Origin of the sequence: Corynebacterium suedekumii (assembly GCF_030252185.1) — a bacterium.
In the GTDB taxonomy this organism is placed as follows: domain Bacteria; phylum Actinomycetota; class Actinomycetes; order Mycobacteriales; family Mycobacteriaceae; genus Corynebacterium; species Corynebacterium suedekumii.
Genome location: NZ_CP126970.1, coordinates 586,867 through 612,216, shown reverse-complemented (window position 1 = coordinate 612,216; position 25,350 = coordinate 586,867). Strand labels below are relative to the sequence as shown.

19 protein-coding genes, 1 tRNA gene and 1 pseudogene are annotated in these 25,350 nt (G+C 68.1%); 12 read left to right on the top strand and 9 right to left on the bottom strand.

Annotated features, from left to right (window positions below; all coding sequences use genetic code 11):
• Positions 1 to 470: 470 nt before the first annotated feature.
• From QP029_RS03050 to QP029_RS03040, 3 genes are read right to left on the bottom strand one after another with little or no spacing between them, the layout of a single operon-like run.
• Positions 471 to 2,891, bottom strand: coding sequence for an alpha-(1->3)-arabinofuranosyltransferase domain-containing protein (locus tag QP029_RS03050; RefSeq protein ID WP_284875397.1), 2,421 nt, complete (start codon positions 2,889 to 2,891; stop codon positions 471 to 473).
• A 20-nt stretch (positions 2,892 to 2,911) separates the two neighbouring features.
• The gene (locus QP029_RS03045; protein ID WP_284875396.1) at positions 2,912 to 3,109 is read right to left on the bottom strand and encodes a DUF2613 domain-containing protein; all 198 of its coding nucleotides are present in this window, start codon (positions 3,107 to 3,109) and stop codon (positions 2,912 to 2,914) included.
• Positions 3,110 to 3,123: 14 nt separating this feature from the next.
• Complete coding sequence (locus QP029_RS03040; RefSeq protein WP_284876136.1) at positions 3,124 to 3,600, bottom strand: universal stress protein; 477 nt, start codon at positions 3,598 to 3,600, stop codon at positions 3,124 to 3,126.
• 165 nt (positions 3,601 to 3,765) lie between these two features.
• On the opposite strand from QP029_RS03040, the gene QP029_RS03035 reads away from it, so the two are divergent.
• From QP029_RS03035 to QP029_RS03025, 3 genes are read left to right on the top strand one after another with little or no spacing between them, the layout of a single operon-like run.
• Positions 3,766 to 4,947: a glycoside hydrolase family 3 N-terminal domain-containing protein gene (locus tag QP029_RS03035; protein WP_284875395.1), complete on the top strand. Its 1,182-nt coding sequence runs from the start codon at positions 3,766 to 3,768 to the stop codon at positions 4,945 to 4,947.
• Between the two features lie 52 nt (positions 4,948 to 4,999).
• Positions 5,000 to 6,700, top strand: a complete 1,701-nt coding sequence (locus tag QP029_RS03030; RefSeq protein WP_284875394.1) for a VanW family protein — start codon at positions 5,000 to 5,002, stop codon at positions 6,698 to 6,700.
• A complete protein-coding gene (locus QP029_RS03025; protein ID WP_284875393.1) occupies positions 6,700 to 7,044 on the top strand; it encodes a DUF2200 domain-containing protein in 345 nt (114 codons plus the stop codon). The genes QP029_RS03030 and QP029_RS03025 overlap by 1 nt, the downstream gene beginning before the upstream one ends.
• 252 nt (positions 7,045 to 7,296) lie before the next feature.
• On the opposite strand, the gene QP029_RS03020 is transcribed toward QP029_RS03025, so the two are convergent.
• A tRNA-Gly gene (locus QP029_RS03020) sits at positions 7,297 to 7,370 on the bottom strand.
• Between the two features lie 97 nt (positions 7,371 to 7,467).
• Here QP029_RS03020 and dcd point away from each other — a divergent pair.
• Together dcd and QP029_RS03010 are read left to right on the top strand one after the other, a co-directional pair.
• A complete protein-coding gene (dcd, locus tag QP029_RS03015) occupies positions 7,468 to 8,031 on the top strand; it encodes a dCTP deaminase (protein WP_284875392.1) in 564 nt (187 codons plus the stop codon).
• A 77-nt stretch (positions 8,032 to 8,108) separates the two neighbouring features.
• Positions 8,109 to 9,431 carry a UDP-glucose dehydrogenase family protein gene (locus QP029_RS03010; protein ID WP_284875391.1) on the top strand — a complete coding sequence of 441 codons (1,323 nt, stop codon included), beginning with the start codon at positions 8,109 to 8,111 and terminating at the stop codon, positions 9,429 to 9,431.
• A gap of 1 nt (position 9,432) precedes the next feature.
• Here the strand turns inward: QP029_RS03010 and QP029_RS03005 are convergent, their stop codons facing one another.
• Positions 9,433 to 10,503, bottom strand: a complete 1,071-nt coding sequence (locus QP029_RS03005) for a glycerophosphodiester phosphodiesterase family protein (protein ID WP_284875390.1) — start codon at positions 10,501 to 10,503, stop codon at positions 9,433 to 9,435.
• Between the two features lie 26 nt (positions 10,504 to 10,529).
• On the opposite strand from QP029_RS03005, the gene QP029_RS03000 reads away from it, so the two are divergent.
• Entirely contained in the window at positions 10,530 to 11,495 is a 966-nt protein-coding gene (locus QP029_RS03000) for an LLM class oxidoreductase (protein ID WP_284875389.1), read from the top strand.
• A gap of 170 nt (positions 11,496 to 11,665) precedes the next feature.
• Positions 11,666 to 14,296, top strand: a complete 2,631-nt coding sequence (locus QP029_RS02995; protein ID WP_284875388.1) for a DUF5979 domain-containing protein — start codon at positions 11,666 to 11,668, stop codon at positions 14,294 to 14,296.
• 65 nt (positions 14,297 to 14,361) lie between these two features.
• Here the strand turns inward: QP029_RS02995 and QP029_RS02990 are convergent, their stop codons facing one another.
• On the bottom strand, positions 14,362 to 15,621 hold the full coding sequence (locus QP029_RS02990; RefSeq protein WP_284875387.1) for a pyridoxal phosphate-dependent aminotransferase: 1,260 nt from the start codon (positions 15,619 to 15,621) through the stop codon (positions 14,362 to 14,364).
• A gap of 47 nt (positions 15,622 to 15,668) precedes the next feature.
• Positions 15,669 to 16,313: a DUF1707 SHOCT-like domain-containing protein gene (locus QP029_RS02985; RefSeq protein WP_284875386.1), complete on the bottom strand. Its 645-nt coding sequence runs from the start codon at positions 16,311 to 16,313 to the stop codon at positions 15,669 to 15,671.
• 146 nt (positions 16,314 to 16,459) lie between these two features.
• On the opposite strand from QP029_RS02985, the gene QP029_RS02980 reads away from it, so the two are divergent.
• From QP029_RS02980 to QP029_RS02960, 5 genes and pseudogenes are all read left to right on the top strand, one after another.
• Positions 16,460 to 17,290, top strand: coding sequence for a type II CAAX endopeptidase family protein (locus QP029_RS02980; RefSeq protein ID WP_284875385.1), 831 nt, complete (start codon positions 16,460 to 16,462; stop codon positions 17,288 to 17,290).
• A gap of 157 nt (positions 17,291 to 17,447) precedes the next feature.
• Positions 17,448 to 18,164 (top strand): SDR family NAD(P)-dependent oxidoreductase, encoded by a 717-nt coding sequence (locus tag QP029_RS02975; protein WP_284875384.1) that lies wholly within the window; start codon positions 17,448 to 17,450, stop codon positions 18,162 to 18,164.
• A gap of 34 nt (positions 18,165 to 18,198) precedes the next feature.
• Complete coding sequence (locus QP029_RS02970) at positions 18,199 to 19,587, top strand: benzoate/H(+) symporter BenE family transporter (protein WP_284875383.1); 1,389 nt, start codon at positions 18,199 to 18,201, stop codon at positions 19,585 to 19,587.
• A 225-nt stretch (positions 19,588 to 19,812) separates the two neighbouring features.
• A pseudogene (locus QP029_RS02965) lies at positions 19,813 to 20,253 on the top strand (thiamine pyrophosphate-binding protein).
• The gene (locus QP029_RS02960; protein WP_284875382.1) at positions 20,166 to 21,062 is read left to right on the top strand and encodes an acetolactate synthase large subunit family protein; all 897 of its coding nucleotides are present in this window, start codon (positions 20,166 to 20,168) and stop codon (positions 21,060 to 21,062) included. The pseudogene QP029_RS02965 and the gene QP029_RS02960 overlap by 88 nt, the downstream one beginning before the upstream one ends.
• A 386-nt stretch (positions 21,063 to 21,448) precedes the next feature.
• On the opposite strand, the gene QP029_RS02955 is transcribed toward QP029_RS02960, so the two are convergent.
• Both QP029_RS02955 and QP029_RS02950 read right to left on the bottom strand, forming a co-directional pair.
• Positions 21,449 to 24,376: a heterodisulfide reductase-related iron-sulfur binding cluster gene (locus QP029_RS02955; RefSeq protein WP_284875381.1), complete on the bottom strand. Its 2,928-nt coding sequence runs from the start codon at positions 24,374 to 24,376 to the stop codon at positions 21,449 to 21,451.
• A 355-nt stretch (positions 24,377 to 24,731) separates the two neighbouring features.
• A complete protein-coding gene (locus tag QP029_RS02950; RefSeq protein WP_284875380.1) occupies positions 24,732 to 25,319 on the bottom strand; it encodes a hypothetical protein in 588 nt (195 codons plus the stop codon).
• Between the last annotated feature and the right edge of the window lie 31 nt (positions 25,320 to 25,350).

Here is a 25,350-nt window from a genome sequence, read left to right as displayed (position 1 = left end):
CGTCTCGGGCAGGTCGGGTGCCGGCCCGCGTCGCGTCCGGGCCAGGACGAGGACACACCCCACCGCGGTGAGCAGGGCGAGGATCCCGCCGCCGAACAGGAAGCCCCGGTAGGCGGGGTCGCCGGCGAAGGAGAACTCCACCGTGCCGGACACCCCGGCGGGCAGTCGGAAGGCCTGGCTGGCGGCGTCGACGGTCACCGGCTCCAGTGCCTGTCCGTCGACGGTGGCGCGTAGTCCAGGGTTGGCGGCCCTGCCCGTGAGCAGCAGGCGGTCCTCCCCGGCCGCGGTGATGTCCCGTCCGGTGGAGGTGGCCGGTGGGGAAGGCTCAGAGCCCTCCTCGGTCAGCGTCACCCACTCCGCGTCGGTGCCCAGGCGGTGGGTGCCCGCGGGCAGGTCGATGAGGTCGCCGGAGACGTGGACGGCGTCGTTGATGCGGACCTCGTGGTCGGTGGGGGCGTCGATACGCACGGTCATCGGGCGCGGGGCGGTGAACTCGCGGATGAGCACGCCGGTGTCCACCACCAGGCGCTGGAAGGCGAACTGGCGGACGTCCGGGGAGGTGTCGGGCACGGTGACCACCCGTTCGACCGGCGCGCCGTCGATGGACACCTCCGCGATGCCCACCGGGGTGGGCTCCGCCAGGGTGAGGCGCAGGGCGTCGGTGCGCCCGCGCAGGGCGATCTCGGTCGGTTCCTCGGCCTCGAGGGAGACCTCGACGGAGTTGATGCGCACGGTCGTGTCATCGGTGGCGGTGACCGTGACCACCGGATCAACCAACGGCTGATCGGGGCGGACCTGCAGCCACTGACCCTCGGCGGGGCCGGGGTGGGCCACCACGCGGTGTCCGGATGACCGTCGACGGCCGCGGTGAGCGAGCGCGCCGGGTCCGCCCCACCGAAGCTGGTGGCGTCCGCCGCGGAGCTGGCGGCGGTGACCTGCCCGCCGTGTTCGACGACACGGGTCAGGGGCCCGGCGGAGGGGTAGTCGGGGACGGCGTTGCGGACGTCGGACCCCTCGGCGAGGGTGGCCAGCGGGGCGGAGACCGCGCCGTCGAGGGTGCCGTAGTTGCGGACGGTAAGCAGCGGGGTGTCGGTGACCACGTCGGCGTCGGCGGCCACGAGTTCGCGGGGAGCTGGGCCGGAGTGGGCGTCGAGCAGCGCGAGGGACTCCCCGCCGCCGGCGACGCGGACCGGGTCGGCTGCGGAGAGGGCGAGGTCGGCGGACGGGTCGAGGATCACCACCTCGATCTGGCCGTCCGCGCCGAACTCCCGCACCGTGCCGCCGGCCTCGGCGAGCGCGTCGGCGTCGAGCGGGTCCATCGCGGCGACCCCCTCGGCGAGGTCGTGGCGGATGAGCACGGCGCCGATGCCCAGCCGGGTCAGTGCGGCGGCGCCGGCGGCGGGGTCGTCATGGAGCACGGCGAGCACCCCGTCGAGGCCCCGGATCGCCTCCGGGTGCACCAGCGGGACGGCATCGCGGGTGGCCCACGGGACGTCGAGCAGCGGCTGGGCCGGTTCGTCGCGGGTCCACCCCCAGTCCTGGCGGGCGAAGGAGGCGGGCGGGGTGATGAGCGTACGGGTGCCCGCGGCCTCGGCGTTGAGGAAGTTCGTCGCCTCCTGCCAGTACGCCGGCACGTGCTCGTAGGCCCCGCGTGGCAGGAGCCGGCCCGACCAGGCGGGAGCGAGCGCCGCGGCGACGACGAGGACGACCATGGCACCGGCCGCTTCCCGGCGTCCCGGCGACCACATCTGCGCCCGCGTCACCGGCAGGTTCAGCTGGGCGCCCAGCCCGGCCAGCCCCACGAGCAGCGGGAGGCGCACCAGCGGGTCGAACTTGTGCAGGTTACGCAGCGGGGCTCCGGCCCCGTCGAGGAAGGCCAGCCACTGGGCGGCGAACGGGCCGTGGGCCGCGCCGAGGACGGCCACGCCGACCAGGAGCATGCCCACCCACACCCGCCGGTGCGGGGTGGTGGGCAGGGTCAGCCCCCACAGGCCGAGCGCCGCGACGGCGACGGTGAACAGCACGAACGTCGGGGAGGAGACGAGTGCGTTGCCGGCGACCCGCTCGGTGTCGACGAACGGTGCCCAGCTCGTCGTGCCCCGGAGGATCTCGATGAGGTTGAGCCAGCGGGTGGTGACGAAGCTCGACTCGATGTAGTCCGTGAACGGTGCCGAGAAGCGCCCGAGGATGAGCAGCGGGCCGATCCACCACAGGCTGACCGCCAGGCACCCGGCCAGCCAGGCGCCCAGGGCCCGGCCCGCCCACCGGTCCCGCCGCAGCAGCCGCCACAGGAGGACCAGGCCGGCGGGGACACACGCCGCCAGGGTGGCCGTGGCATTGACCGCCCCCATGAGCGCGACCGGCAGCACCGCCGCCGCGACCGCCCGCCAGCCGAGCCGGCCGAACAACGGCACGAGTACCCAGGGGGCGAGCATGACCGGCCACGTCTCCGAGGAGATGGCCGTCAGCGTGGTCAGCGACCGCGGCGACAGGGCGAACAGCAACGCCGCCAGCACCCGGAACCCGGTCGTGCCCACCTGCAGGCGGGTGAGCAGCAGGAGGAATCCGGAGTAACCGACGCCCAGGACGAGCGTCCACCACAGGCGTTGGGCCACCCAGTCGGGGAGAAGATCCGTGAGCACGAAGAAGGCGCCGTGCGGGAAGAGGTAGCCGTAGGCCTGGTTCTGCAGCTGGCCGAGGGGGAAGATGTCGGTCCACGCGTGCAGGGCGCCGACGAGGAATCCGGCCGGGTCGACCGCGAGGTCATGTTTGGTGTCCGCCGCCGTCAGACCAGGGGACTGGAGGAAGATCACCACCGCCAGGACCACGATGCCCAGGGCATGGGGCAGGAGGGTGGGTGGGAGGCGGCGCTGCTGCGCCCGGTGCCTCATGGCGGTGGGGAGTCGCCGCGTCAGCCGCGGGTGCCGTACTCGGGGCCGCCGAGCAGGGCGTCATCGGCGGGGACGGCGTTGCCCTGCGGCACGGAGTCCTGCCCGGAGAAGGAGGCGATGCCGATCACGGAGACGACGCCGAGGGCCACACCGACGACCGTGCTGGCGACCGCCGAGCCCAGGGCGCGGCGGTTGACGGATTCGGAGCTGCGTGACATGGGTGCAGATCCTATCAGGACTCGGCGCCGGATTCGGTCTCCTGCTCCGGCGGCACGATGAACACCGGAATGCCGGCGTTCTGCAGGACACTGCCGGCGGTGGACGGCTGCCACAGGGACCGCCAGCCACTGACAGCCCGGGTGCCGGTGACGATGACGTCCGGGCGCAGCTCCCGGGCCGCATCCACGATCGCCGACCACACCGACGTCTCCGACTCGACCATGTGGGCCCGCGGCTCCAGCCCGAGGGACTCGGCGAGCAGGACGCCCTCCCGGCAGGTCTCCCGGGCGTCGGCGTAGGCGGGGTCGTCCTCGGCGGAGCTGGCCACCCACTCCGCCTGGTGCAGGCCCGACATACCGACGGTGCGGGCGGCGGTGCGGTGCAGGGGCTCCCAGGCGGTGAGGATCTCCACGTGGGTGGGCACGAGCAGCTGGGCGGCGTAGCTCATGGCACGTTTCGCCTCCCGTGACCCGTCGAAGGCGATGAGCATGGTCGTCTGCCGGTTCTGGTCGTCGGTCACGTGCGGTCCTCAATCCCGGATAGGAGAAAACTTGTCTTCTGCTTAAGTGTATCGCCAGGTCTGGGCCGTGCCGATGCCGCGCGGTACAGTCTCCTCTGGAATATCACCGCACCACCGTCACGAGGGAGGGACCCCATGCGCCACGCCGTAGGTCGGCTCGTCGCCGCCGTCACCGTGTCCACCCTCCTGGCCGCCTGCTCCCCGGGCGGATCCGACAGCGTATCGACGCCGCCCTCGACCCCCACCAGCGCCACTGCGGCGCCCGAAGCGGCGCCGCAGGCGCCGAAGGTGGGGCGGGGCACGACGGCGCAGAAAAGCGTCCCCCTGACCCCGGAGGAGCAGCGCGCGCAGGTGGCCTCGCTCATGGTCGTCGGCGTGACCGACTACGACGACGCGCTGGCGAAACTCCAGGAGGGTGCCGGCGGCATCTTCATCACCAGCTGGGCCAACCCGGAGCTGCTCACCACACCGGGGCGCAACATCGTCGCCCTGCGCGAAGCCGTCGGCCGGCCGTTCTCCGTGTCCATCGACTTCGAGGGCGGGCGGGTTCAGCGGCACTCCGGAATCCTCGGACCCCGCTACTCCCCGCGCCACCTCGCGGAGACGATGACGCCGCAGCAGGTGGAGGAACATGCCCGTCACCTGGGCAATTCCCTGCGCTGGCACGGCGTGACCGTCAACTTCGCGCCCGTGCTCGACGTGGACACCGCCGCCCTGGAGGTCGTCGGCGACCGCTCCTTCTCCCGCGACCCGCATGTGGCCGGCGAGTACGGTGCGGCCTTCGCCCAGGGGCTGCGTGCCGCCGGTATCGTGCCGGTGTACAAGCACTTCCCAGGCCACGGGCAGGCCAGCGGCGACACCCACCACGAGCTCGCGGTGACCCCGCCGCTGGACCAGCTCAAGGCCCACGACCTCGTGCCCTACACCGTGGCGCTGGCGGATGTTCCCGCCGCCGTCATGGTCGGCCACATGGTGGTGCCCGGCCTCGGTGACGGCCAGACCCCCTCGACCCTCGAGCCGGCGGCCTACGACCTGCTCCGCAGCGGCGACTACCCGGGTGGGGTGCCCTTCGACGGCCTCATCTACACCGACGACCTGTCCGGGATGCGGGCCATCACCGACCGGCACCCCCTCCCGTTGGCGGTGTCCCTGGCACTCGGCGCGGGAGCCGATCAGGCGCTGTTCTCCAACGTCACCGACTTCCCGGCGGTCATCGACGCGGTGGTGGCGGCGATCAACACCGGCCAGATCCCCGCCGGGCAGATCGCCGAATCGGCGCAACGGGTCCGACTCCAGCAGCGTGAGTCAGGCTTCTAGTTTTTCCCCGTATAAGTAGGTATTTCTCGTTTCGGCAATTACTGTGAGACGTGTGAGTGAGTCAAAGAGCCGGGATTCGGGCGGGCGAGGTGCCCGGGTCCTCATCGGTGTCATCGTCGGTCTGCTGGCCGTCTTCGGCATCGCCTACGGCGTGGATTACGCGCTGACCAGGGGCGATGTTCCCCGCGGCACGACCGTCGGCGGGATTGCCGTGGGCGGTATGAGCCCGTCGGGGGCCCGCGAGACCCTTGAACGCGAGCTCGGTGGCGTCGTCGACGAGCCCGCCGAGGCCACCGCCGGGGACATGACCTCGTCTTTCATCCCCGCGCAGGCCGGACTGTCCATCAACTGGGACGAGACCGTCGACCAGCTGGGCACCGAGTCCCTCAACCCGCTCGTCCGCCTCGGCGGCCTCTTCGGCACCGAGCGCGAAGCTGAGATTGTCTCAGACATCGACGAGGCACTGCTGACCCCCGAGCTCGACCGGGTCCGTGGTGAACTCTCCCGCGAACCCGCCGACGGCGCCGTCGCGCTTGTCGACGGCCGCGTCGACGTCACCGACCCTGTCAACGGCCAGACCGTCGACGGCGAGGAGCTGCGCTCCGCCGTCACCGCCGACTGGCTCAGGCCCGAGGGCGTGAGCGTCGAACCGGAGGTCACCGAACCCGCCATCGGCGAGGATGCCGTCACGGAGGCCGCCGAAGGCCCGGCCGCCGACGCCGTCTCCACCCCCATCGAGGTCGTCGGGCGGGACGACGTCACCGGCACCATCGCCCAGGACCGCCTCGGCGTCGTGGTCACCTTCGTCCCCGACGGTGAATCACTGCGCACCGACGTCAACACCGAGGCCGCCCAGATCCTCCTCGAGGAACAGCTCGCGGTCACCGAGTCCGAGCGCCAGAACGCCCAGATCAGCTTCTCCGGCGGCTCCCGCCAGATCACCCCGTCGGTCGACGGCGTGAAGATCAACTGGGAGCAGACCACGGAAGGCTTCGCCGACCGCGTACTCTCCGACGACCCGGACCAGCGCCGCTGGGATGCCGCCTACGAGGACGACCCGGCCACCTTCACCACCGAGATGGCCCAGACCGCCACCTTCGACGAGACCGTCGGCTCCTTCACCACCTCCGGTTACTCCGAGGCCTCCGGCATCAACATCTCCCGCGTGGCCTCCACCGTCAACGGCGCGATCGTCGCCCCCGGCGACACCTTCTCCCTCAACGGCTACACCGGACCCCGCGGAGCCGCCCAGGGCTACGTCGAGAGCGGCATCATCATCGAGGGTCGCGCCGGTGAGGCCGTCGGCGGTGGCATCAGCCAGTTCGCCACCACCCTCTACAACGCCGCCTACTTCGCCGGCATGGAGGACGTCGCCCACACCGCGCACAGCTACTACATCTCCCGCTACCCGGTCGGCCGTGAGGCCACCGTCTTCGAGGGCGCGATCGACCTGCAGTTCCGCAACAACTCGCAGTATCCGGTGCGCATCGAGACCTCCGTCGGCGGTGGCGACGTCACCGTCTCCCTCACCGGCGTCAAGACCGTCACCGTCGAATCCGTCAACGGCGGCCGCTGGGCACCCACCCAGCCCCGCGAGCAGCGCGTCTCCGGCTCCGACTGCATCCCCTCCGGCGGTGCCCCCGGCTTCACCACCTCCGACACCCGCATCATCCGCGACCTCGCCGGCAACGAGATCTCCCGCGAGACCCAGACCACCGTCTACGACCCGCAGCCGATCGTGCGGTGCTCCTGATGGCCTCCCCGGAGAAGGTCTTCGCCTACCCGTGGGCCGACATCTACCGCCTCTACGTGGCCAAGGTCGAGCGCAAGGGCCGCACCGTCGAGGAGCTCGAGGAGGTGCTCACCTGGCTCACCGGCTACGACAGTGAGCAGCTGCGCACCTTCGACGGTGACCTCCGGGCCTTCTTCGCCCAGGCACCCGCGATGACCCCGCACGTCGACCAGATCACCGGCGTCGTCTGCGGCGTACGTGTCGAGGACATCGAAGACCCTCTCATGCAGCAGATCCGCTGGGCCGACAAACTTGTCGACGAACTGGCCAAAGGCAAGAAGATGGAGAAGATCCTCCGGGGCTGATCTTTCCGGCGAGGTGCGCAGTGCGCGGCTGCGCACAAAAAAGGTGGAGACTGCGCACTCGAAAGTTGTACGCCGCGCGCTCGAAAGGTGGATATCGGGGCCCGGCAGTGGGGGTGGGGCACCCGGAATTCACGCGTATCTGATCGGCCTGCCGCATCCACCTGGGTTTTTGCCGAGGAGCGATGAAATCCGCGTGACTTCCGGGTGGGGGCACAACAATGGCCCGCATGCGGTGGGCATGCGGGCCGTGAATGGAGCCGGCGACGAGAATCGAACTCGCACTCTCAGCTTGGGAAGCTGATGTTCTACCACTAAACTACGCCGGCAGCTGCTCGGGAGGAGCTACCGAGGAAGTTTAGCACTGTGCCCGTGGGGTGCGGACAGCTGGGTCCTCGAGGGGCCGGGTACCGTAGACTGACCGACGTGCTTCTCTCCGATCGTGACATCCGTTCCGCCGTCGACTCCGGCGCGTTGGGTATCGAGCCCTTCGACCCCGCCAACATCCAGCCGTCGAGCGTGGACGTGCGCATGGACAAGTTCTTCCGGGTGTTCAACAACTCGAAGTACACCCACATCGATCCGAAGCTGCAGCAGGATGAGCTGACCAGCCTCGTCGAGGTCGCCGAGGGGGAGTCCTTCGTGCTCCACCCCGGCGAGTTCGTCCTGGCCTCCACCCTGGAGAAGTTCACCCTGCCGACAGATCTCGCCGGCCGCCTGGAGGGTAAATCCTCCCTGGGCCGCCTCGGCCTGCTCACGCACTCCACCGCCGGGTTCATCGACCCCGGGTTCTCGGGCTACATCACCCTGGAGCTGTCGAATGTGGCGAACCTGCCGATGACGCTGTGGCCGGGGATGAAGGTCGGTCAGCTGGCGCTGTTCACGATGTCCTCGCCGGCGGAGACCCCCTACGGCAGCGGTGCGCTGGGGTCGAAGTATCAGGGGCAGCGGGGGCCGACCCCGTCGAAGTCGTACCTCAACTTCCGCTGATCCGGTCGCGAGAAGCGCGCCATCGTTTCAGCACAATTTAAACTCATGTTCATGTGAGCGGGGTACAGTACCTCCTCATGCGTATGACTGTGATCGGCACCGGATACCTGGGTGCGACCCACGCGGCGTGCATGGCGGAACTCGGCCATGATGTGCTCGGCGTGGACGTGGACACCGCCAAGATTGAGTCGCTCAAGGCGGGCACGGTCCCGTTCTACGAGCCCGGGCTGCCGGAGGTGCTCACCCGCAATCTGGAGGCCGGTCGACTCGACTTCACCACCGATTACGCGGAGGCGGCACGGTTCGCCAACGTGCACTTCCTCGGGGTGGGCACGCCCCAGAAGCGGGGCTCCTACGCCGCGGACATGACCTACGTCCGCGCCGTGGTCCAGGACCTGGTGCCGTTGCTCGAGGGTGACCACATCATCCTGGGCAAGTCGACCGTGCCGGTGGGTACCGCCGCGGAGCTGCAGGAACTGGCCGATGAGCTGGCCCGCCCGGGAACGACGGTGGAGATCGCCTGGAACCCGGAGTTCCTCCGCGAGGGCTACGCCGTGAAGGACACGATCACCCCGGACCGCATCGTCCTCGGCGTGCGCAAGGAGGAGTCGCGCGCGGAGGAGGTGGCCCGCGAGGTGTATGCCACCCCGATCAGCCAGGGCACCCCGTTCCTGGTCATGGACCTGCCGACCGCGGAGCTGGTGAAGGTCTCGGCGAACGCGTTCCTGGCCACGAAGATCTCCTTCATCAACGCCGTGTCCGAGGTGTGCGAGTCCTCGGGCGGTGACATCACCGCCCTGGCGGACGCCATCGGTTTCGATGAGCGCATCGGCCGGAAGTTCCTCGGCGCGGGCCTCGGTTTCGGCGGTGGCTGTCTACCGAAGGACATCCGGGCGTTCATGGCGCGGGCCGGTGAACTGGGCGCGGATGACGCGCTCACGTTCCTCCGCGAGGTCGACGCGGTCAACATGCGGCGCCGGGACCGCGTGGTCCACCTGACCCGCAAGCTGTCGGGAGGCAACCTGCTGGGCAAGCGGGTCACCGTCCTCGGTGCGGCCTTCAAGCCGAACTCGGATGATGTGCGCGACTCCCCGGCCCTGTCGGTGGCGGGTTCGCTGTCCCTGGCCGGCGCCGCCGTGAGCGTCTACGACCCGGAGGCGATGGACAACGCCCGCAAGGTCTTCCCGACGCTCGACTACGCGGAGACCGTCGAGGAGGCCCTCGACGAGGCCGACATCGTCGTCCTGGCCACTGAGTGGCAGCAGTTCCGTGACCTGGACCCGGTTGCCACCGGCGAGCTGGTGAACAACAAGGTCATCATCGACGGCCGGAACGTCCTGCCCGTTCAGGCGTGGCAGGACGCGGGCTGGAACATCCAGGCCCTCGGCCGCAACCTGTAGGTCAGTACCCGATACCGAGCTCGTCGAGGACGGCGGCCAGGCGGGACGGGTAATCGGTGATGATGCCGTCCACGCCTGCCTCGATCTGCTCGCGCATGGTGGATTCGTCGTTGATGGTCCACGGCACGACCATGAGTCCGTTGGCGTGGGCGGCGGCGATGAACTCCGGGGTGGCCACCGGGTGGTAGTCCGCGTCGCCGGCGTTCGCACCGTAGGGCTGGGCGTATCCCGGCGACAGCACCTGGACGTCCAGCTGCCTGGCGGCGGCGATGATGTCGCCGTCCACGGCCGCGTGGTCGACCTCGCCGATCCACGGGGATCCCTCGAACCAGGTGGATTCGTCCCACAGCAGGACCAGCGGAATCTCCGGGGCCTGGGCACGCACGAGGGGGAGGGAGCGCCAGTCGAAGGACTGGATCATGGTGCGTCCGGAAACGCCGTACTCCTCGATGACCGGGAGGATCGCGTCGACGAACTGCTCCGGGGTGGCGGAGCGCTCCCGGTCCTCCCCCTCGATCTTGGTCTCGATGTTGTAGTGGACCGCATCGTCGTCACGGGTCAGCTCGAAGACGTCGCGCAGCTGGAGGAGCTGGTTCGTCTCGGGGTGGACGGCGTCCGGGTGACCCGGAAGCGGGAGGTTGCAGTTGAGCGTCTGCAGCTGGGCCCAGGTCAGGTCCCTGACCAGGTCGCCGACGTAGGGGAAGTCCGGGTCGTCACCACCGACGGGGGAGGTGTCGGTGCACTTGTCGGCCTGGATGACCGGATCGTGCCACACGACAGGTACGCCGTCGGCGGAGATGACGATGTCGAACTCGAGGGTGGTGACGTCCAGCTTCTGGAATTCGACCAGGCCCAGGGCGGATTCCTCGGTCCATTCGCCGCGGCCGAAGCGGTGGGACTGGAGGTCGAAGGTCTGTGGCAGGTTGGCGGCCGGGTCGACGGTTGGGACGGTGGAGGACAGGTCACTGCTGAGCCCGGAGGAGGGCGGTGGCGAGGATCGCGCGATGAGGTGTAATGGCCGTAGTGTCGCGACCTCGGCTGGCGGTGCGGTGACGATGAGATAAATAGTCAATGAAGGGCGTCATTAGGCTGGTCCGCATGGCCTCACCCTTCGAGCTTAGCGACGCCCCCGTCACCGCCCTGCCCGGCTATCGCCGGACCTTCGGTACCGGCCGCATGACCCTGGGGCTCATGCTGCCCATCGACGCCGGGCGGCCGGAGACCCCGGACGTGGACCCGCACACCCAGATCGACCTGATCCGGAAAGCGGAGGCCGCGGGCGTGGCGGCGGTGTACCTGCGGGACATTCCGTTGCGGGACCCTGACTTCGGTGATGTGGGCCAGGTGTGGGACCCGTTCGTCTACCTGGGGTACGTGGCGGCGTCGACAAGCGAGATCGCGGTGGGGACCGCGGCGGTGGTGGTGCCGGTGCGACATCCGCTGCACCTGGCGAAGGAGGCGGCGAGCGTGGACCGGCTCAGTGGAGGACGGTTCCTGTTCGGCGTGGCCACGGGTGACCGGAGTTCGGAGTTTCCGGCGTTCGGCGTCGAGGAGGGTGACCGCGGCGAGGTGTTCCGCGAGCACCTGGGCGTGATGAACCGCGCGTGGACGACGGAGCGGAAGGGGATCCGCTGGTCAGGTGGACGGATGTGGGGCGGTGACATCGTGCCGAAACCGACGGCCGTGCGCCCGCCGCTGATCACCGTGGGATCCTGCCAGCAGTCCATGGCGTGGAACGCGGAGCATTCCGACGCGTGGCTGACCTATCACCGGGATCCCGTGACGCAGGCGAAGTATCTGGCGCAGTGGCGCGAGCTCGCTGGCCCAGACAAGCCGTTCGCGCAGTCGATGTCGCTGGATCTGCACCCCGATCCGGACGCCCCGCCGGCCACCATCAAATTCGGCTACCGCGTGGGGCGGAATTGTCTGGTTCAGCTCCTGATGGATCTGGAGAAAATGGGGGTCGATCACGTTGTGCTGGGGTTTAAACGTGGCACTCGTCCGGCGCCGGACATGCTCGATGAGCTGCTCGAATACGTAGTACCAACACTAGCCCTGAGCTGAACCTGAGTTGGGTATAGTTTTACTCTCACAACTTGCTATGTCATGTATCCCTGCCGGTAAAGTGTCAATTTGATTCGGAGATGTTGTGAAATTGTGACCGTTTTCCCAGGGGAAATGGACGCGCCCACGCTCCGGACCTTTCGAGATCGGCTCTGGCAGAAATGAGAATCATGTCCATATACCTCAGCTCCCTCGCGGGCAGAAGGGCGGGCCTCCTGCGACTGATCGTCGCCGTCGTGGCCACCCTGGTGCTCATCCTGGGACTCATCCCGGCGGTCGCCCAGGCACAGAATTCGGACGGTGAGGTGCCCGACGTCCCCGTCGCCGAAGATGACTCCACAACCGACGAGGTTGTCATCGATGACACGATGACTGATCCGGAGGCCACCGTTCCGGATGCCACTCCCGGCACTGAGCCGGACGGTCTCGCCGAGGACATCAACGACATGATCATGCCGCTCCAGCAGACGACGGGGCCGGTCGTGATTGACAGGGTGCGAATCCTGGAATCCAACGATCCGATCCGTCAGTGGGAGAGGATCATCATCGGATGGGACTGGTCCGCGCCCGACGGTGTCCAGGACGGTCAGGAGTTCTCGGTGGCCTTCCCCGTGGAGCTGGAAATCACCGCCGACGAGAATTTCGCTCTGGTGGACACCGACGGCACTGTCGGCGGTACGTGTGTGGCTGTGCGCGCCACGGACGTCGTCACCTGCACGTTCAACAACGCCTTCGTGGACAAGGATGACGTCAACGGAACCATCGAGATCCGGGCCCACGCCGAAACTGTGACGGATGTGACCGAGGTGTCGTTCACCGACAGCAACTCCATTGAGCATGTCGTCGAGCTCGGTGAAGAGGGTATCCTCCCAGAGCTGATCGACATTAATCCTGAGGTGTACAAGCAGGGCTGGTACGAGGGTGACGGCATCACCGGCAACTGGCAGATCTGGATCCCCGGTAGCGATCTCCAGGGATACAGCGGTGACCTGGTCATTCAGGACGACCTCTCCGGACTTGAGCACGTGTACGTGGATAGGGGCCGCGAGAGCTCCGTCTGGACCTTCACCACGCTAGATGACGGCAGTCTGCAGCTGGATGAGAAGGTCGGCGACCTCAACGCGACGTTCGACCCTGACGGTCAGTCCATGACCATCACCCTCCAGGAGCCGGCCGGTGGCTGGAATTCCGACCACGTCTACCGAGTCCGGTACATGACCGAGACCAGCGACGGGGAGCCGGCAGATTTCGACGAAGCCACCACGAATTCCGCATCTGTCGACGGGCGAGAAGTGAATTCCCGGATCTGGCGGGTCTCCCAGGCTGACGGCACCATCTCCGGCGTTGACCGCAGGTCCTTCGAGGTGGCTAAGCGTCTCGACGCCCCCGACGACGTCCGTGCCCTCATCCCGGCGGGCACCATGTTCACCGTTGAGGCGACCTACGAGCTGAACGGCGAGGCGCAGACTGAGACCATTCAGGTCCCGCTCGACGGCTCCGCCGCCGGCAAGGAGTCCCTCCCCGCCGGCACCGTGGTCACCCTCACCGAGATCAATCTCCCGGAGATCCCCGGCGTGACCTTCGGTGAGCCGAGGTTCTCCGCCACCAACGACAATGACGAGAACGTCGAGATTTCCGCTGACGGCCGCACCGCGACCGTCACCATCATCGAGTCCGACAACGTCGACGTCACGCTGACCAACACCGCCGATGTCGCGACCGGTGAGTTCCTGGTGACCAAGACCGTCACCGACGATGCCGGGGAGAACACCCCGGAGGAGTTCACCATCAACTACGTCTGTGACGCGGACAGCGTCGACGGCACCATCGTCGCCGGCGAGGAGAACTCCGTCACCGTCGCCGATGGCGAGACCGCCAAGGTCGGCGACTTCCCCGGCGGCACCACCTGCCGCGTCACCGGTGAGGACGACGCTGAGGTCGACGGCTACACCCTGACCATCAACAGCGGCGAGGCCGTCACCGTCGTGGCCGGCGAGCAGAGCATCATTGAGGTCATCAACTCCTACTCCCAGCTCGGCTCGTTCGCCGTGACCAAGGAACTCGGCGGCCTGACCGGCAGCTCCGCCCGCGACGACGAGTTCGAGCTCCAGGCCACCTGGACCGTCGACGGCGTCGAGGAGACCCGCGAGTTCACCGTCCGCGCCGGCGAGACCTACACCGACTTCCCGGATCTCCCGGTCGGTACCGAGGTCACGCTGAGCGAGACCGCACCGTCCAACACCCTCGTCGCCCGCTGGAATACCCCGGCATTCTCCTCGAATACCCCGGGTGCCGTGGTGGACAACGGTGACGGCACCGCCACCCTGACCATCCAGCCGGACTCGGTCGACGAGGCCACATTGGTCACCGTCACCAACTCGGCCAACCCGCCGTGGTGGTGGATCCTCGTCCCGCTCATCCCGATCATCGGTTCCAGTGCGGGTTCCTCTGAGGGATCCTCCGCCGCCGGTTCCTCCGGCTCGTCCGAGGGTTCCTCCGGCTCCTCTACTGACACGCCGGACGCCCCCGGCACTCCGGACCAGCCGGACCAGCCGGACCAGCCGGGTCAGCCGGAGACCCCCGAGCAGCCGGGCACGCCGGGAACCCCCGGCACCCCGGACGCACCTGAGAAGGGTGAGCAACCGGGCGTCGGCAAGCAGGAGCAGGGCAAGCAGGAGCAGCCCCAGGCTCAGCCGCAGCGCACCCTGGCGCAGACCGGTGCCTCCGTGCTCGGGCTGATCGCCCTGGCGCTCGCACTCGGCGTCGCCGGTGTGTTCCTCATCCGCCGCGGACGCGCATAGCGCTCCGCTGAGCGGGATCGGGACGGGCCCGGCAGGAGAGATCCTGCCGGGCCCGAACTGCTTCTTTACTGCTTGTAGCTGACCAGGAAGTTGCCCAGTCGTTCGATGGCGTTCTCCAGCTGGGAGGCCCAGGGGAGGGTGACTACGCGGAAGTGGTCGGGTTCGGGCCAGTTGAAGCCGGTGCCCTGGACGAGGAGGATCTTCTCGGCGCGGAGGATGTCGAGCATGAGCTTCGCGTCGTCGTGGATCTCGTAGACGTTCGGGTCCAGGCGGGGGAAGGCGTAGAGGGCGCCCATGGGTTTGGTGACGGAGACGCCGGGGATCTCGTTGAGCTTCTCGTAGGCGATGTTGCGCTGGTTGAGCAGGCGTCCGCCGGTACCGGTGAGTTCGTAGACGGACTGGCGTCCGCCGAGAGCGACCTGGATGGCGTGCTGGGCGGGGACATTGGGGCACAGGCGGGTGCCGGCGAGGAGTTCGAGGCCCTCGATGAAGCCGCGGGCGTGGTCCTTCGGCCCGGTGATGACCATCCAGCCGGCGCGGTAGCCGGCGACGCGGTAGGCCTTGGACAGGCCGTTGTAGGTGATGGTGAGCAGGTCGGGGGCGAGGGTGGCGATGGAGATGTGCTCGGCGCCGTCGTAGAGGATGCGGTCGTAGATCTCGTCGGCGAGGATGAGCAGCTGGTGTTCGCGGGCGATCTCGACGATCTTCTCCAGCACCTCACGGGAGTAGACCGCGCCCGTGGGGTTGTTGGGGTTGATCACCACGATGGCCTTGGTCTTCTCGGTGATCTTGGCGCGGATGTCCTCGATGGACGGGTTCCAGTCGTCGGTCTCGTCGCAGAGGTAGTGCACCGGCTTGCCGCCGGCCAGCGAGGTGGCGGCGGTCCACAGCGGGTAGTCGGGGGCGGGGATGAGGACCTCGTCGCCGTCGTTGAGCAGCGCCTGGGTGGTCATGGTGATGAGCTCGGAGACGCCGTTGCCGAGGAAGACGTCGTCGACGTCGAAGTGGGGGAATCCGTCGATGAGCTCGTAGCGGGTGACGATGGCCCGGCGGGCCGGGATGATGCCCTTGGACGTGGAGTAGCCCTGGGAGGTGGGCAGGGCGGCGATCATGTCGCGCATGATGACGTCGGGGGCGTCGAAACCGAAGGTGGCGGGGTTGCCGGTGTTGAGCTTGAGGATGCGGTGGCCGTCCATCTCCAGGCGCTCCGCCTCCGCCGCCACGGGTCCGCGGATCTCGTAGAGGACGTCCTTCATCTTGTCGGACTGGTCGAAGACGCGCGGGCTGCGTCGGCGGATCGGGTTCGGGGAGTCGGTCTCACTCATGACGACCATGTTGCCACCTGCGGTGACGGGAGGAAAGAAAGGCAGGGCTACTTCTGCCGCTTCTCGATCGCCTTGTTGACGAATCCCAGCGCCCGCGTGGTCAGCTCCTCCGTCTGCACCCGACGCTGCGCCCGCAGCTCGGCGAGCCGGTCCTGCTCCGACAGGCGCAGCTCGGCGGCCCGCAGCTTCTCCGCCGTCCGCAGCTCCCGGATGCGCTGCTTATCGACGGCGCGCGCACTCGGCACGTGCCACTCCGCCGGCCCCACCTTCATGACGTAGAGCAGGATCCACACGACGGGGACGAGGAAGAGGAGGACGGCGGCGAAGGGGGAGGCCATCGCCCCGAGGACGCCGGTGCCGGCGAGAGCGCCAACGGTGGTCAGCCCGAGAACGCCGGCGCGGGTCTTCCGGCCGTCGCGGTGCGCGGCCTCGATCTCCTGGGCGCTGTAGAGCTGGTCGACCTCCTGGCCCACCGGGCCCTGGAAGTGGGGCAGATCAAGGAACAGGGGCTCGAGTTCGCCCTGGAACTGGGCGGCGGCGATGTCCTGGCAGCGGGTGTCGTACTCGTCGATGGTGAGACGGCCCTCGGCGAACGCGCGGCCGAGGGAGGCCATGGCGGCGGAACGCTCGGCGTCGCTGAGTCGGACGCTGCGGGCACGGTCAGAGGTGTCGAATCGATAGCTGCCAGTCACGGGTCCGAGTCTAGCGCCGGGATTCCCGGTTGCCATCGGGGTCATCCCTGATTTGTGCTGGCAGGAAACGTCCAGCAGGCTCCCGGGTATCGCGGAAGGTGATTGCTTAAATTAATCTGAGAAAATCAACTGAGAGGGTGCTGACGATGTGGAACAAACTGGCGGAGAACGTGACCACCTGGCGTTGGTGGTACGTCATCCCGGTGTTCCTGGCACTTCCGCTGGCCAGCGCCGCGGCCACCCTGCTGGGCATCGTCGCCGGTCCCGGGGTGCTCACCGCCTGGGCCGGCCCGCTGACCCTCCTGCTTCTGGGAATCTTCGCCCTCGTCATGGTCCGGGTGGTGTCCCGCCGGTGGCCCACCGTCCAGGATCTGGGGCTGCGCCGTGGGTTGAGCCGGCGGGATGTCGTTGTGGTGCTCGCCGTGTTCCTCATCTCCCACGCCCTGTTCTGGGTGCTCGGCAGGATCGGCGGCAGTTCCGAACTCAACAACGCCGAGAAGCTGTTCGCCGACTCCGGTTTCACCGGCCCGCTGCCCACCGTCATCGCCGCCATGCTCGCCAGTGTCATCCTGGCGCCGGTGGTGGAGGAGCTGGTCTACCGGGGAATCATCGTGCGCACCCTCCATGACTCCGTCTGCGGCCGGGTCTCCTCCGCGGTGGCCACCACGGTCGCCGTGACGGTCAGTGCCGTCGCCTTCGCCTTCCCGCATCTCGGCGGTTCCCTGACGGGTATCGACGCCCTCGCCTACATCCTCACCGGCGCCTTCTTCGGCATCGTCTACGTCCTCGCCGGCTCACTCACCGCGACGATGGTCGCCCATTCCCTGCAGTCCATGGCCGCCTTCGGGCAGATCCTCATCTTCGGTCGGGGTGACGCCGATGTCTCACCCGTCGTGTGGATCCTCGTCTTCGGCTGTCCGATCTGGGTCTATCTCTGCGCCCGCGCGCTCGCGGCGGTGCTCCCCGAGCGCGCCTGAGCCTGTTCGCCGGGGGTACGGACGTTCGCATATTGAACGCGAGAAGGTCGGGGTGAGCAGCGGGGATGGTGTGTGGGGCGCCAAAGGGGCCTGACCGCTGGTTTGTGAGGGGGTACGGCGAATGCACCCGAAGGTGGTCCGTGCCACAATTCTGGTCATGACTGTCTCCCATGATCAGAAAGTAGCCGTCGTCACCGGAGCTTCCGGCGGAATCGGCGCCGCCACCGCCGCGGCCCTGGCCAGGGACGGGTGGCAGGTGATCGTCGCCGCCCGCCGCAAGGACAAACTCGACGCCGTCGCCGCCGAGATCGGGGGCACCGCCATCGAGCTCGACGTGACCTCCGAGGAATCCGTCAACGCCTTCGTCGCCCAGATCGACCGCATCGACCTGCTGGTCAACAACGCCGGCGGCGCCAAGGGCATGGATTCGATCGCCGACGCCGACCTCGACGACTGGACCTGGATGTACGAGGTCAACGTCCTCGGCACCGTCCGCCTGACCAAGGCACTGCTGGACAAGCTCATCGCCAACGAGGGCCACGTCATCAACATCGGCTCCATGGCCTCCTTCACCGCCTACCCCGGCGGGGCCGGTTACAACGCCGCCAAGTTCGGCGAGGGCGCACTGACCCGCGTCCTGCGTCTCGAGCACGTCGGCGACCCTATCCGCGTCACCCAGATCGACCCGGGCCGCGTCGAGACCGACTTCTCCCTCGTCCGCTTCAAGGGTGACCAGGAGAAAGCCGCCGCCGTCTATGCTGACAAGCTCAACCTCACCGCCGCCGACGTCGCCGAGGCGATCCGCTGGGCCGCCTCCCAGCCCGCGCACGTCAACATCGACCGTATCCACATCATGCCGCGCGACCAGGCCTGATCCAGGCCTGATCACCGCCTCCAAGGAGCCCTCCATGGCTGTATCCCCCCTGCTCGCCATCGAGCGCCCGCAGCTGCCCCGACCGACCTTCCGGGAGATCCTCCGGGACCTCGGCCCCCAGGAGATCGGCAACGGCCTGGTCGCGCTCATCTTCTCCGCCTCCGGGCCGATCGCGGTCATTCTCGCGGCGGCCGCGGCCGGCAACCTGTCCCCGGACCAGACCTCATCGTGGATCCTCGGCGCCTTCCTGGGCAACGGCATTCTCACGCTGTTCCTCACCTACCTCTACCGCTCCCCGCAGGCCTATTTCTGGACCATCCCGGGTACCGTCCTGGCCGGTGACGCCCTGACCCACCTCACCTTCGGGGAGGTCATCGGCGCATACCTGGCCACCGGTGTCCTGGTGTTCCTGCTCGGCTGGACCGGCCTGATCGGCCGGATCATGGCGGCCCTGCCGCCGACGATCGTCATGGCCATGGTCGCCGGCATCTTCCTCCGCTTCGGCCTGGACCTGGTTAACGCCTCCATCACCGACCCGCTCATCGCCATCCCGATGGTCCTGGTGTTCGTGGGCCTGAGCATCATGCCGCGCGTGGCGGCCGTGGCTCCGCCCGTCGCACTCGCGGCCGTGGTGGGCACGGCCATCGCCATCGTCGCCGGGCGGCTGGAGTCCGGGATCCTCGACGACGGCATCGTCGCCGCCCCGGTGTTCACCGCCCCGGAGTTCTCCTTCGCGGCCATGACCGAACTGGTCCTGCCGCTGGCGATCACCGTGGTCATCGTCCAGAACGGCCAGGGTGTCGCGGTGCTCAGCGCCGCCGGCCACAAGCCGGGCGTCAACCTCGCTGCCGCGGCCAGTGGCCTGTGGTCGATCCCCAACGCGTTCATCGGCAACGTCACCACCTGCCTCACCGGTCCGACCAACGCGCTGATCACCTCGGGGCCCAACCGGCACCGCCACTACGCCGCTGCCATGGTCACCGCAGTCGGGGCGATCGTCGTGGGTGCCCTGGCACCTGCCTTCGTCGGTTTCATGCTCGCCATGCCCGTGTCATTCATCGCCGCCCTGGCCGGCATCGCGATGCTCACCCCGCTGAAGAACGCCTTCCTCGCCGGGTTCTCCGGCCCGTTCTCCACCGGCGCGCTCATCTGCTTCCTGGTCACCGTCTCCGAGATGACCCTGCTGGGCATCACCGCCCCGTTCTGGGGAATCGTGTTCGGCTGCATCATCGCCTACCTCATGGATCACGCCCCGAAGAAGTTCGCTCCGGTCCAGCGGACCGAGCCGACCGAGGTGGAGGATGCCGCTGAGGACGAGGGGGATGAGATGGTCGACAACGTCGAGGACGGCCTGGATCCGGATGACCACTACCGCCGGGACGCCGCCGGGAAGCGCGAGAGCTGTGAATCCACTGGGAAATAAGTATCACCATTGCTCGGCTTCAACGACCGGGAGTTCACAGACTAAACAGTGAAACCCCAGGACAGCCGGGCCCGACGCCACCACCGCAGCAGACGGTGAGCAGGCGTCGGGCCCGGCATTCCTCTTGCCAGGAGGCTTACGGTGGAGGTAACAGCCCATCCGAGTAACGCCCGACAATGCCCAAGGAGGACCCCGCCCATGCCCCAGTAGTCCGCAGGCCATCTCATCGCCGCATCCCTGGAGGCGCACGGCGTCGACCGCGTATTCAGCGTCCCCGGCGAAAGCTACCTCGACCTTCTCGACGGTCTCCACGACTCCGCCATCACCAACGTCGTCTGCCGCCAGGAAGGTGGCGCGACCTACATGGCCGAGGCCGTGGGCTAGGCCACCGGCCGACCCGGCGTCGCCATGGTCACCCGCGGCCCGGGCGCCGCCAACTCCTTCGTCGGCCTCCACCTCGCCTGGCAGGACGCCACCCCGCTGGTCCTGTTCGTCGGACTCGTCCCGGTCAACCACCGCGACCGGGAGGCGTTCCAGGAGTTCGACCCCCGGGCGTGGTTCGGCACCCAGGCCAAGGAGTGTTCATCCTCGACGAGGCTGACCGCGCCTCCGAGTACGTCGCCCGCGCCTTCCACATCGCCAGCACCGGACGGCCCGGCCCGGTGATCATCGGCGTGCCCGAGGACGTGCTCACCCACACCGCCGACGCCCCGGTCATCCCGCCGATCCCGGTCGCCGAAGGCGCGGTCAGCGACGATGACCTCGACGAGCTCACCGCCGCCCTCAACTCCGCGGAACGCCCCGCCATCCTCCTCGGCGGACCCCGGTGGACGCCCGAAGCCGCCGCCCAGGTCACCGCCTTCGCGGAGAACAACCACATCCCCGTCCTGTCCGACTGGCGCGCGGCCGACCGCATCCCCGCCGACTCCCCGGTCAAGGCCGGTGAAACCGGCTATGGCCACGGTCGCTTCACCACCACCATGCTTGACGACGCCGACCTGCTCCTCATCCTCGGCGGCACCCTCTCCGACGTGCCCACCGACGGTTTCACCCTCCGCCAGGGCCTGGACGAGCAGAACTGGATCATCAACCCCGACCCCGAGCTGCGCCAGCACAGCGGCGCCGTCACCCGGCACCTCGTGGCCGCCCCGGTCGCGTTCGGCCGGGCCGTCGCCGACCTGCGTCTCGACCCCGCCACCGACTGGAGCGCATGGACCGGCACGGCCGTTGAGGAGCACCGCGCGACGGTCGCCTTCACCAACCCCGGGGAGAACCGGGAGGGCACGGCGGACATGACCCTGGTGATGAAGGCACTGCGCGAGAAGCTGCCCGAGGACGCCAACGTCACCTTCGGCCCCGGCACCGCCTTCTACACCGACGGCCGGGGTGCGAACGAGGCCCGCCTGTCCTTCTTCCACCCCACCGAAGAGAAGATCGCCGAGGGCACCCGGATCCTCGGCGAGGTGTTCACCTAGGCGCTCGGGTAACTACTCGGGTAACTACTCGTCCGATTCGAACTGCGACTGGTGGAGGCGGGGTGGTACGCGCCCTCCGCCTTGAGCAGCTCGGCGTGCGTGCCCTGCTCGACGATGTGGCCAGGGCGGCGTTGGGTCGCGACTTCGGCACTGGACCGGCAAAGGCACTTTTCTGTCTACTTTGGGCCTTCCCGGCCCCGATTTTCGACCAACCTAGACACAAAAGTGCCTTTGTCAGCGCTAAACAGTCACCGGTGGATCCTCAGCGAGCTTCACCTCGGGATCAGCCCGTCGGGACCACTGTTTAATGATTCCTCCTCCATACATCGAATCGCCCTTTCGACAGACTGATCCCGACAGTCGGTTGGGAACGTTCGAGAAACCGGCTAGTCTTCCTTGGGCTTCGCCAGAGGAACGGCGCCACCAGGGGCAGGGGGGACGGCGGTACCAGGGGCCGGTGGAACTGCGGGCGATGGTGGCGTAACTGAACCAGGGATCTGTGGGGCCGGCGGAGTTGGAGGCGTCGGAGGCACAGCCGCCCCGGGTGCCGGTGGAACTGCCGCGCCGGGTGACTTTGGGGCAGATGGCGTGGGTGGAACTGCAGCCCCCGGAGCCGGAGGGGTGGCGTTGCCGGGTGCCGGTGGAACTGCGGCACCGGGTGCCTTGGGGGCAGATGGCGTGGGCGGAACTGCAGCCCCCGGTGCCTTAGGGGCAGAAGGAGCTGTTGGCACGGATGCGCCCGGTGCAGGCGGAACTGAAGTACCCGGTGCCTTGGGTGTCGCAGGCGCCGGCGGAACTGCAACCCCCGGTGCCTTAGGGGCAGAAGGAGCTGATGGTACGGATGCGCCCGGTGCAGGCGGAACAGAAGTACCCGGCGCCGGCGGTCCTGCTGCCCCTGGCGCCTTCGGGGTTGAGGGAGCGGGTGGAACGGCAGCGTCAGGCGCTGGGGGAGTGGCCCCGCCCGGGGCCGCGGGTACGGCCGACCCGGGAGCACCAGGAGCGCCGGGACCACCAGGAGGACCAGGAACCCCCGGTACAGCTGGGTCGCTCGGTGTAGACGGTGTACTTGGGGCGCTCGGCTCCGGCTCCGGCTCCGGTGCCGGCGCAGCCAGCGAGCTCGGGTTGGGCGCAGTGGTGTCCTCCTTCTTCGGCGTCAGGCCCAGATCGCGCGAAGGATCGAGGCGTTGCGGGGTTTCCAGGAAGGCGGGTTCGCGGGCGGGTGGGAGTGCGCCGTCGACAAGCACGGAGTCGCGGAGCATGACGGCGACGTCCTTGATCTCGGTGCGGGTGGAGTCGAGGGCTTTGACGCCGCCGGTGAACATGGTGTTGCAGAAGGGGCAGCCGGTGGCGATGTCCTCGGCGCCGGTGGCCAGGGCCTGTTCGGTGCGGAATTCGTTGACGCGTTGGCCGGTGGTCTCCTCCATGAACATGCGGGCGCCGCCGGCACCACAGCAGAAGGCGGTGTCGCGGGAGTGGTCCATCTCGCGGAGTTCGGCACCGGCGGCGGAGACGAGTTCACGCGGCGGGTCGTAGACCTGGTTGTGGCGGCCCAGGAAGCAGGGGTCGTGGTAGGTGACGGGCTTCCGGTTCTCGGGGCCGCGCGGCACGGGGGTGAGCAGCTTGTCGCGGACGAGGCGGTTGAGCAGCTGGGTGTGGTGGAAGACGTCGAAGTGGCCGCCGAAGTCGGGGTATTCGTTGCGGATGGTGTTGAAGCAGTGGGGGCAGGTGGTGATGATCTTGCGCTGGCCGGCGGGGACACCGTCGAAGGTGTCGTTGAGTGTGGCGATGTTTTCGGTGGCGAGCATCTGGAAGAGGAACTCATTGCCGGCACGCCGGGCGGGGTCGCCGGTGCAGGTTTCTCCGGTGGACAGGACGGCGTATTTCACGCCGGCGGTCTGGAGCAGTTCGATGACGGCGCGGGTGGTGCGCTGGCCGGCCTCGTCGAAGGCGCCGGCACAGCCGACCCAGAAGAGGTACTCGGTGTCGGCGAAGTCGTCGACGTCGTCGCCGATGACGGGGACGGTGAGGCCGTCGCGGCGGGCTTCCTCGACCCAGGAGGCGCGTTCGGAGCTGTTTCGGCCCCACGGGTTGCCCTTGGTCTCCAGGTTCTTGAACAGGCCGGTGAGCTCGGAGGGGAACTCGGAGTCGGCGAGGACGCGGAAGCGGCGCAGGTCGGCGATGTGGTCGATGTGCTCGATGTCGACGGGGCACTGGTCGACGCACGCGCCGCAGTTGGTGCAGGCCCACAGCACGTCGTCGGGAATGACGTTCGCCATGCTGAGGACGTCGACACCGGCGTACTCATTGCCGACGGCCGCGTCCCGGATGTCCGTCATCAGCAGCTTGGGGTTGAGCGGCTTCCCCGTGTTCCAGGCGGGGCAGAGATCCTGGCAGCGGCCGCATTCGGTGCAGGTGGAGGCGTCGAGAAGCATCTTCCACGATGCGTCACCGAGCGTGCCGACGCCGAGGATGTCCTCGTCGTCGACATTGTCCAGCGTCAGTTCCTTCCGCCCGGAGTTCATCGGCTTGAGGGGGCCGTTGGCCTTCCGGCCGTCGGCGTTGCGCTGGAAGAAGATGGTGAAGAAGGCCAGGAAGCGGTGCCAGCCCACACCCCAGGTGAGGTTGCGGGCCATCAGAATGAGGAAGGCCATGCCGCCGAGCAGCTTGAGCAGAGCGAACGCGGAGACCATCTCGGTGGAGGCGGGCAGGAGCCGGGCGAGGTGGACGGAGAGGAAGTCCGCCCACGGGCTGCCGCCACCGAACGTGGCGATCTTGCCGGCCTTGACCAGCAGCATCCCCAGGCCCTCGAGCAGCACGATGGCCTCGATGGTCCGCGCCGCCGTCGCGTTCGAGCTGAAGAAACGTGAGGCGCGGGACGTGGTGCCCTGCCGGAGGCGGATGACGATGAGGGCGAGGATGCCCGCGACCGTGCCCACCGCGAGGACCTCCTCGACGAAGTGGTACACCGTCCAGTCACTGAGCAGCGGCCAGCCGCCGACCGGGTTGAACGTCTGGATAAACGCCTCGAACCACACGATGACACCGAAGAGAAATCCCACCATGACCAGCCAGTGCGCGACGTTGACCATCGGCCGACCCTTGAAGTGGGTGTGACCGAAGATCTCGACGATCATCTGCGCCAGACGACGCCCCGGGCGGTCGGTGTGGCTGCCTGACGGCAGCGGCTGGCCGGAGCGGATGTGGCGGAACACCCCCAGCGCGGCGACGAGGAAATAGATGAACGCCGGAAGCGCGACGACGAGGCCGATGATGCCCAGCACGGTCGTGGTGGGGGTGATGGCGTCGGGCTGCATGGTCGATCACGGTCCTTCGAGGTGACGGTTCATCAAGTCATGGTCAACCTTATCGGTGGGGTGGGACATCCCCGAAGCGATGACGGGGTTTCATGCACCTGTGCCGGTGCGGGTATGAAGAAACGGGCGCGATCCGTGGTCCGGAGACCTCGGATCGCGCCCGTTCCACTAAGGGGCAGTTTTTACATTGCCGACATAATCCAGATCACCAGAGCGATGATGGCCAGAATACCGACGATGGTCCAGATCAAACCGCTTCCGCGCATGATGTTTCTCCTTCGGGGTGCGTCTAACTTTTCTGTGGACAACTTAGCCCCGTCAGTATGGCATAAGCCGTATGTGATTCCTCAACCGATCAGTAGAAGTACACTGCCGCGTCATCGCCTCCGGTACACGCCACCAGGACGTCTCCGCGCTGCTCACAGCCCAGTTCATAGGTTTGTCCGGTGACCGGGCTGCTCACCGAGATGCTCGGCGGGAGATGGTCCCGGATGTTGTCGGTGGTGGCGTTGAGTCCCGAAATGACTGTGTTGTGGACCGCGGAAACAAATTCACAACTCGTGTTCGAGTTGGCTGCCCAGATGTTCGTGCCCCAGCCGTCGCCGTAGATGCAGACCGTGGCGGGCTGGCCGTCGATGGTCACCTGCGACCCGACGGGCTCATAGGGAAGGTCGTCGCGCGTCGGGTTGCCACCGCCCGGGGGAGGAGTGTCCCCCGGCGGGGTCTCGGTGACCGTCTCCGTGGCGGTCTCCTCCGGGGCGTCGGTGGTCGTGGAGGCCTGGGTCTCGGCGGTGGTGGTCGCTTCGGTGGTCGTCTCGTCCGCAGTGGACGTGACGGTTACCGGGGCCGCCTGCTCATCGTCGCTGCTGCCGCAGCCGACCAGGGTGGCGGCGGTGAGGGCGAGGACGGTGGCGTAGGTGCGGAGGTGGCGCATGGTTCTCATGTGGTGCTCCCTTGAATCGGCCTGAGTTTTT

Excerpts from the sequence above, each read along its gene's own strand:
- QP029_RS02990 (WP_284875387.1), bottom strand. The coding sequence starts at position 15,621 with ATGAGTGAGACCGACTCCCCGAACCCGATCCGCCGACGCAGCCCGCGC.
- QP029_RS02995 (WP_284875388.1), top strand. The coding sequence starts at position 11,666 with ATGTCCATATACCTCAGCTCCCTCGCGGGCAGAAGGGCGGGCCTCCTG.
- QP029_RS03010 (WP_284875391.1), top strand. The coding sequence starts at position 8,109 with ATGCGTATGACTGTGATCGGCACCGGATACCTGGGTGCGACCCACGCG.
- QP029_RS02950 (WP_284875380.1), bottom strand. The coding sequence starts at position 25,319 with ATGAGAACCATGCGCCACCTCCGCACCTACGCCACCGTCCTCGCCCTC.
- QP029_RS03045 (WP_284875396.1), bottom strand. The coding sequence starts at position 3,109 with ATGTCACGCAGCTCCGAATCCGTCAACCGCCGCGCCCTGGGCTCGGCG.
- QP029_RS03025 (WP_284875393.1), top strand. The coding sequence starts at position 6,700 with ATGGCCTCCCCGGAGAAGGTCTTCGCCTACCCGTGGGCCGACATCTAC.
- QP029_RS03050 (WP_284875397.1), bottom strand. The coding sequence starts at position 2,891 with ATGAGGCACCGGGCGCAGCAGCGCCGCCTCCCACCCACCCTCCTGCCC.
- QP029_RS03035 (WP_284875395.1), top strand. The coding sequence starts at position 3,766 with ATGCGCCACGCCGTAGGTCGGCTCGTCGCCGCCGTCACCGTGTCCACC.
- QP029_RS03040 (WP_284876136.1), bottom strand. The coding sequence starts at position 3,600 with ATGCTCATCGCCTTCGACGGGTCACGGGAGGCGAAACGTGCCATGAGC.
- QP029_RS02975 (WP_284875384.1), top strand. The coding sequence starts at position 17,448 with ATGACTGTCTCCCATGATCAGAAAGTAGCCGTCGTCACCGGAGCTTCC.
- QP029_RS03000 (WP_284875389.1), top strand. The coding sequence starts at position 10,530 with ATGGCCTCACCCTTCGAGCTTAGCGACGCCCCCGTCACCGCCCTGCCC.
- QP029_RS02980 (WP_284875385.1), top strand. The coding sequence starts at position 16,460 with ATGTGGAACAAACTGGCGGAGAACGTGACCACCTGGCGTTGGTGGTAC.
- QP029_RS02955 (WP_284875381.1), bottom strand. The coding sequence starts at position 24,376 with ATGCAGCCCGACGCCATCACCCCCACCACGACCGTGCTGGGCATCATC.
- QP029_RS02970 (WP_284875383.1), top strand. The coding sequence starts at position 18,199 with ATGGCTGTATCCCCCCTGCTCGCCATCGAGCGCCCGCAGCTGCCCCGA.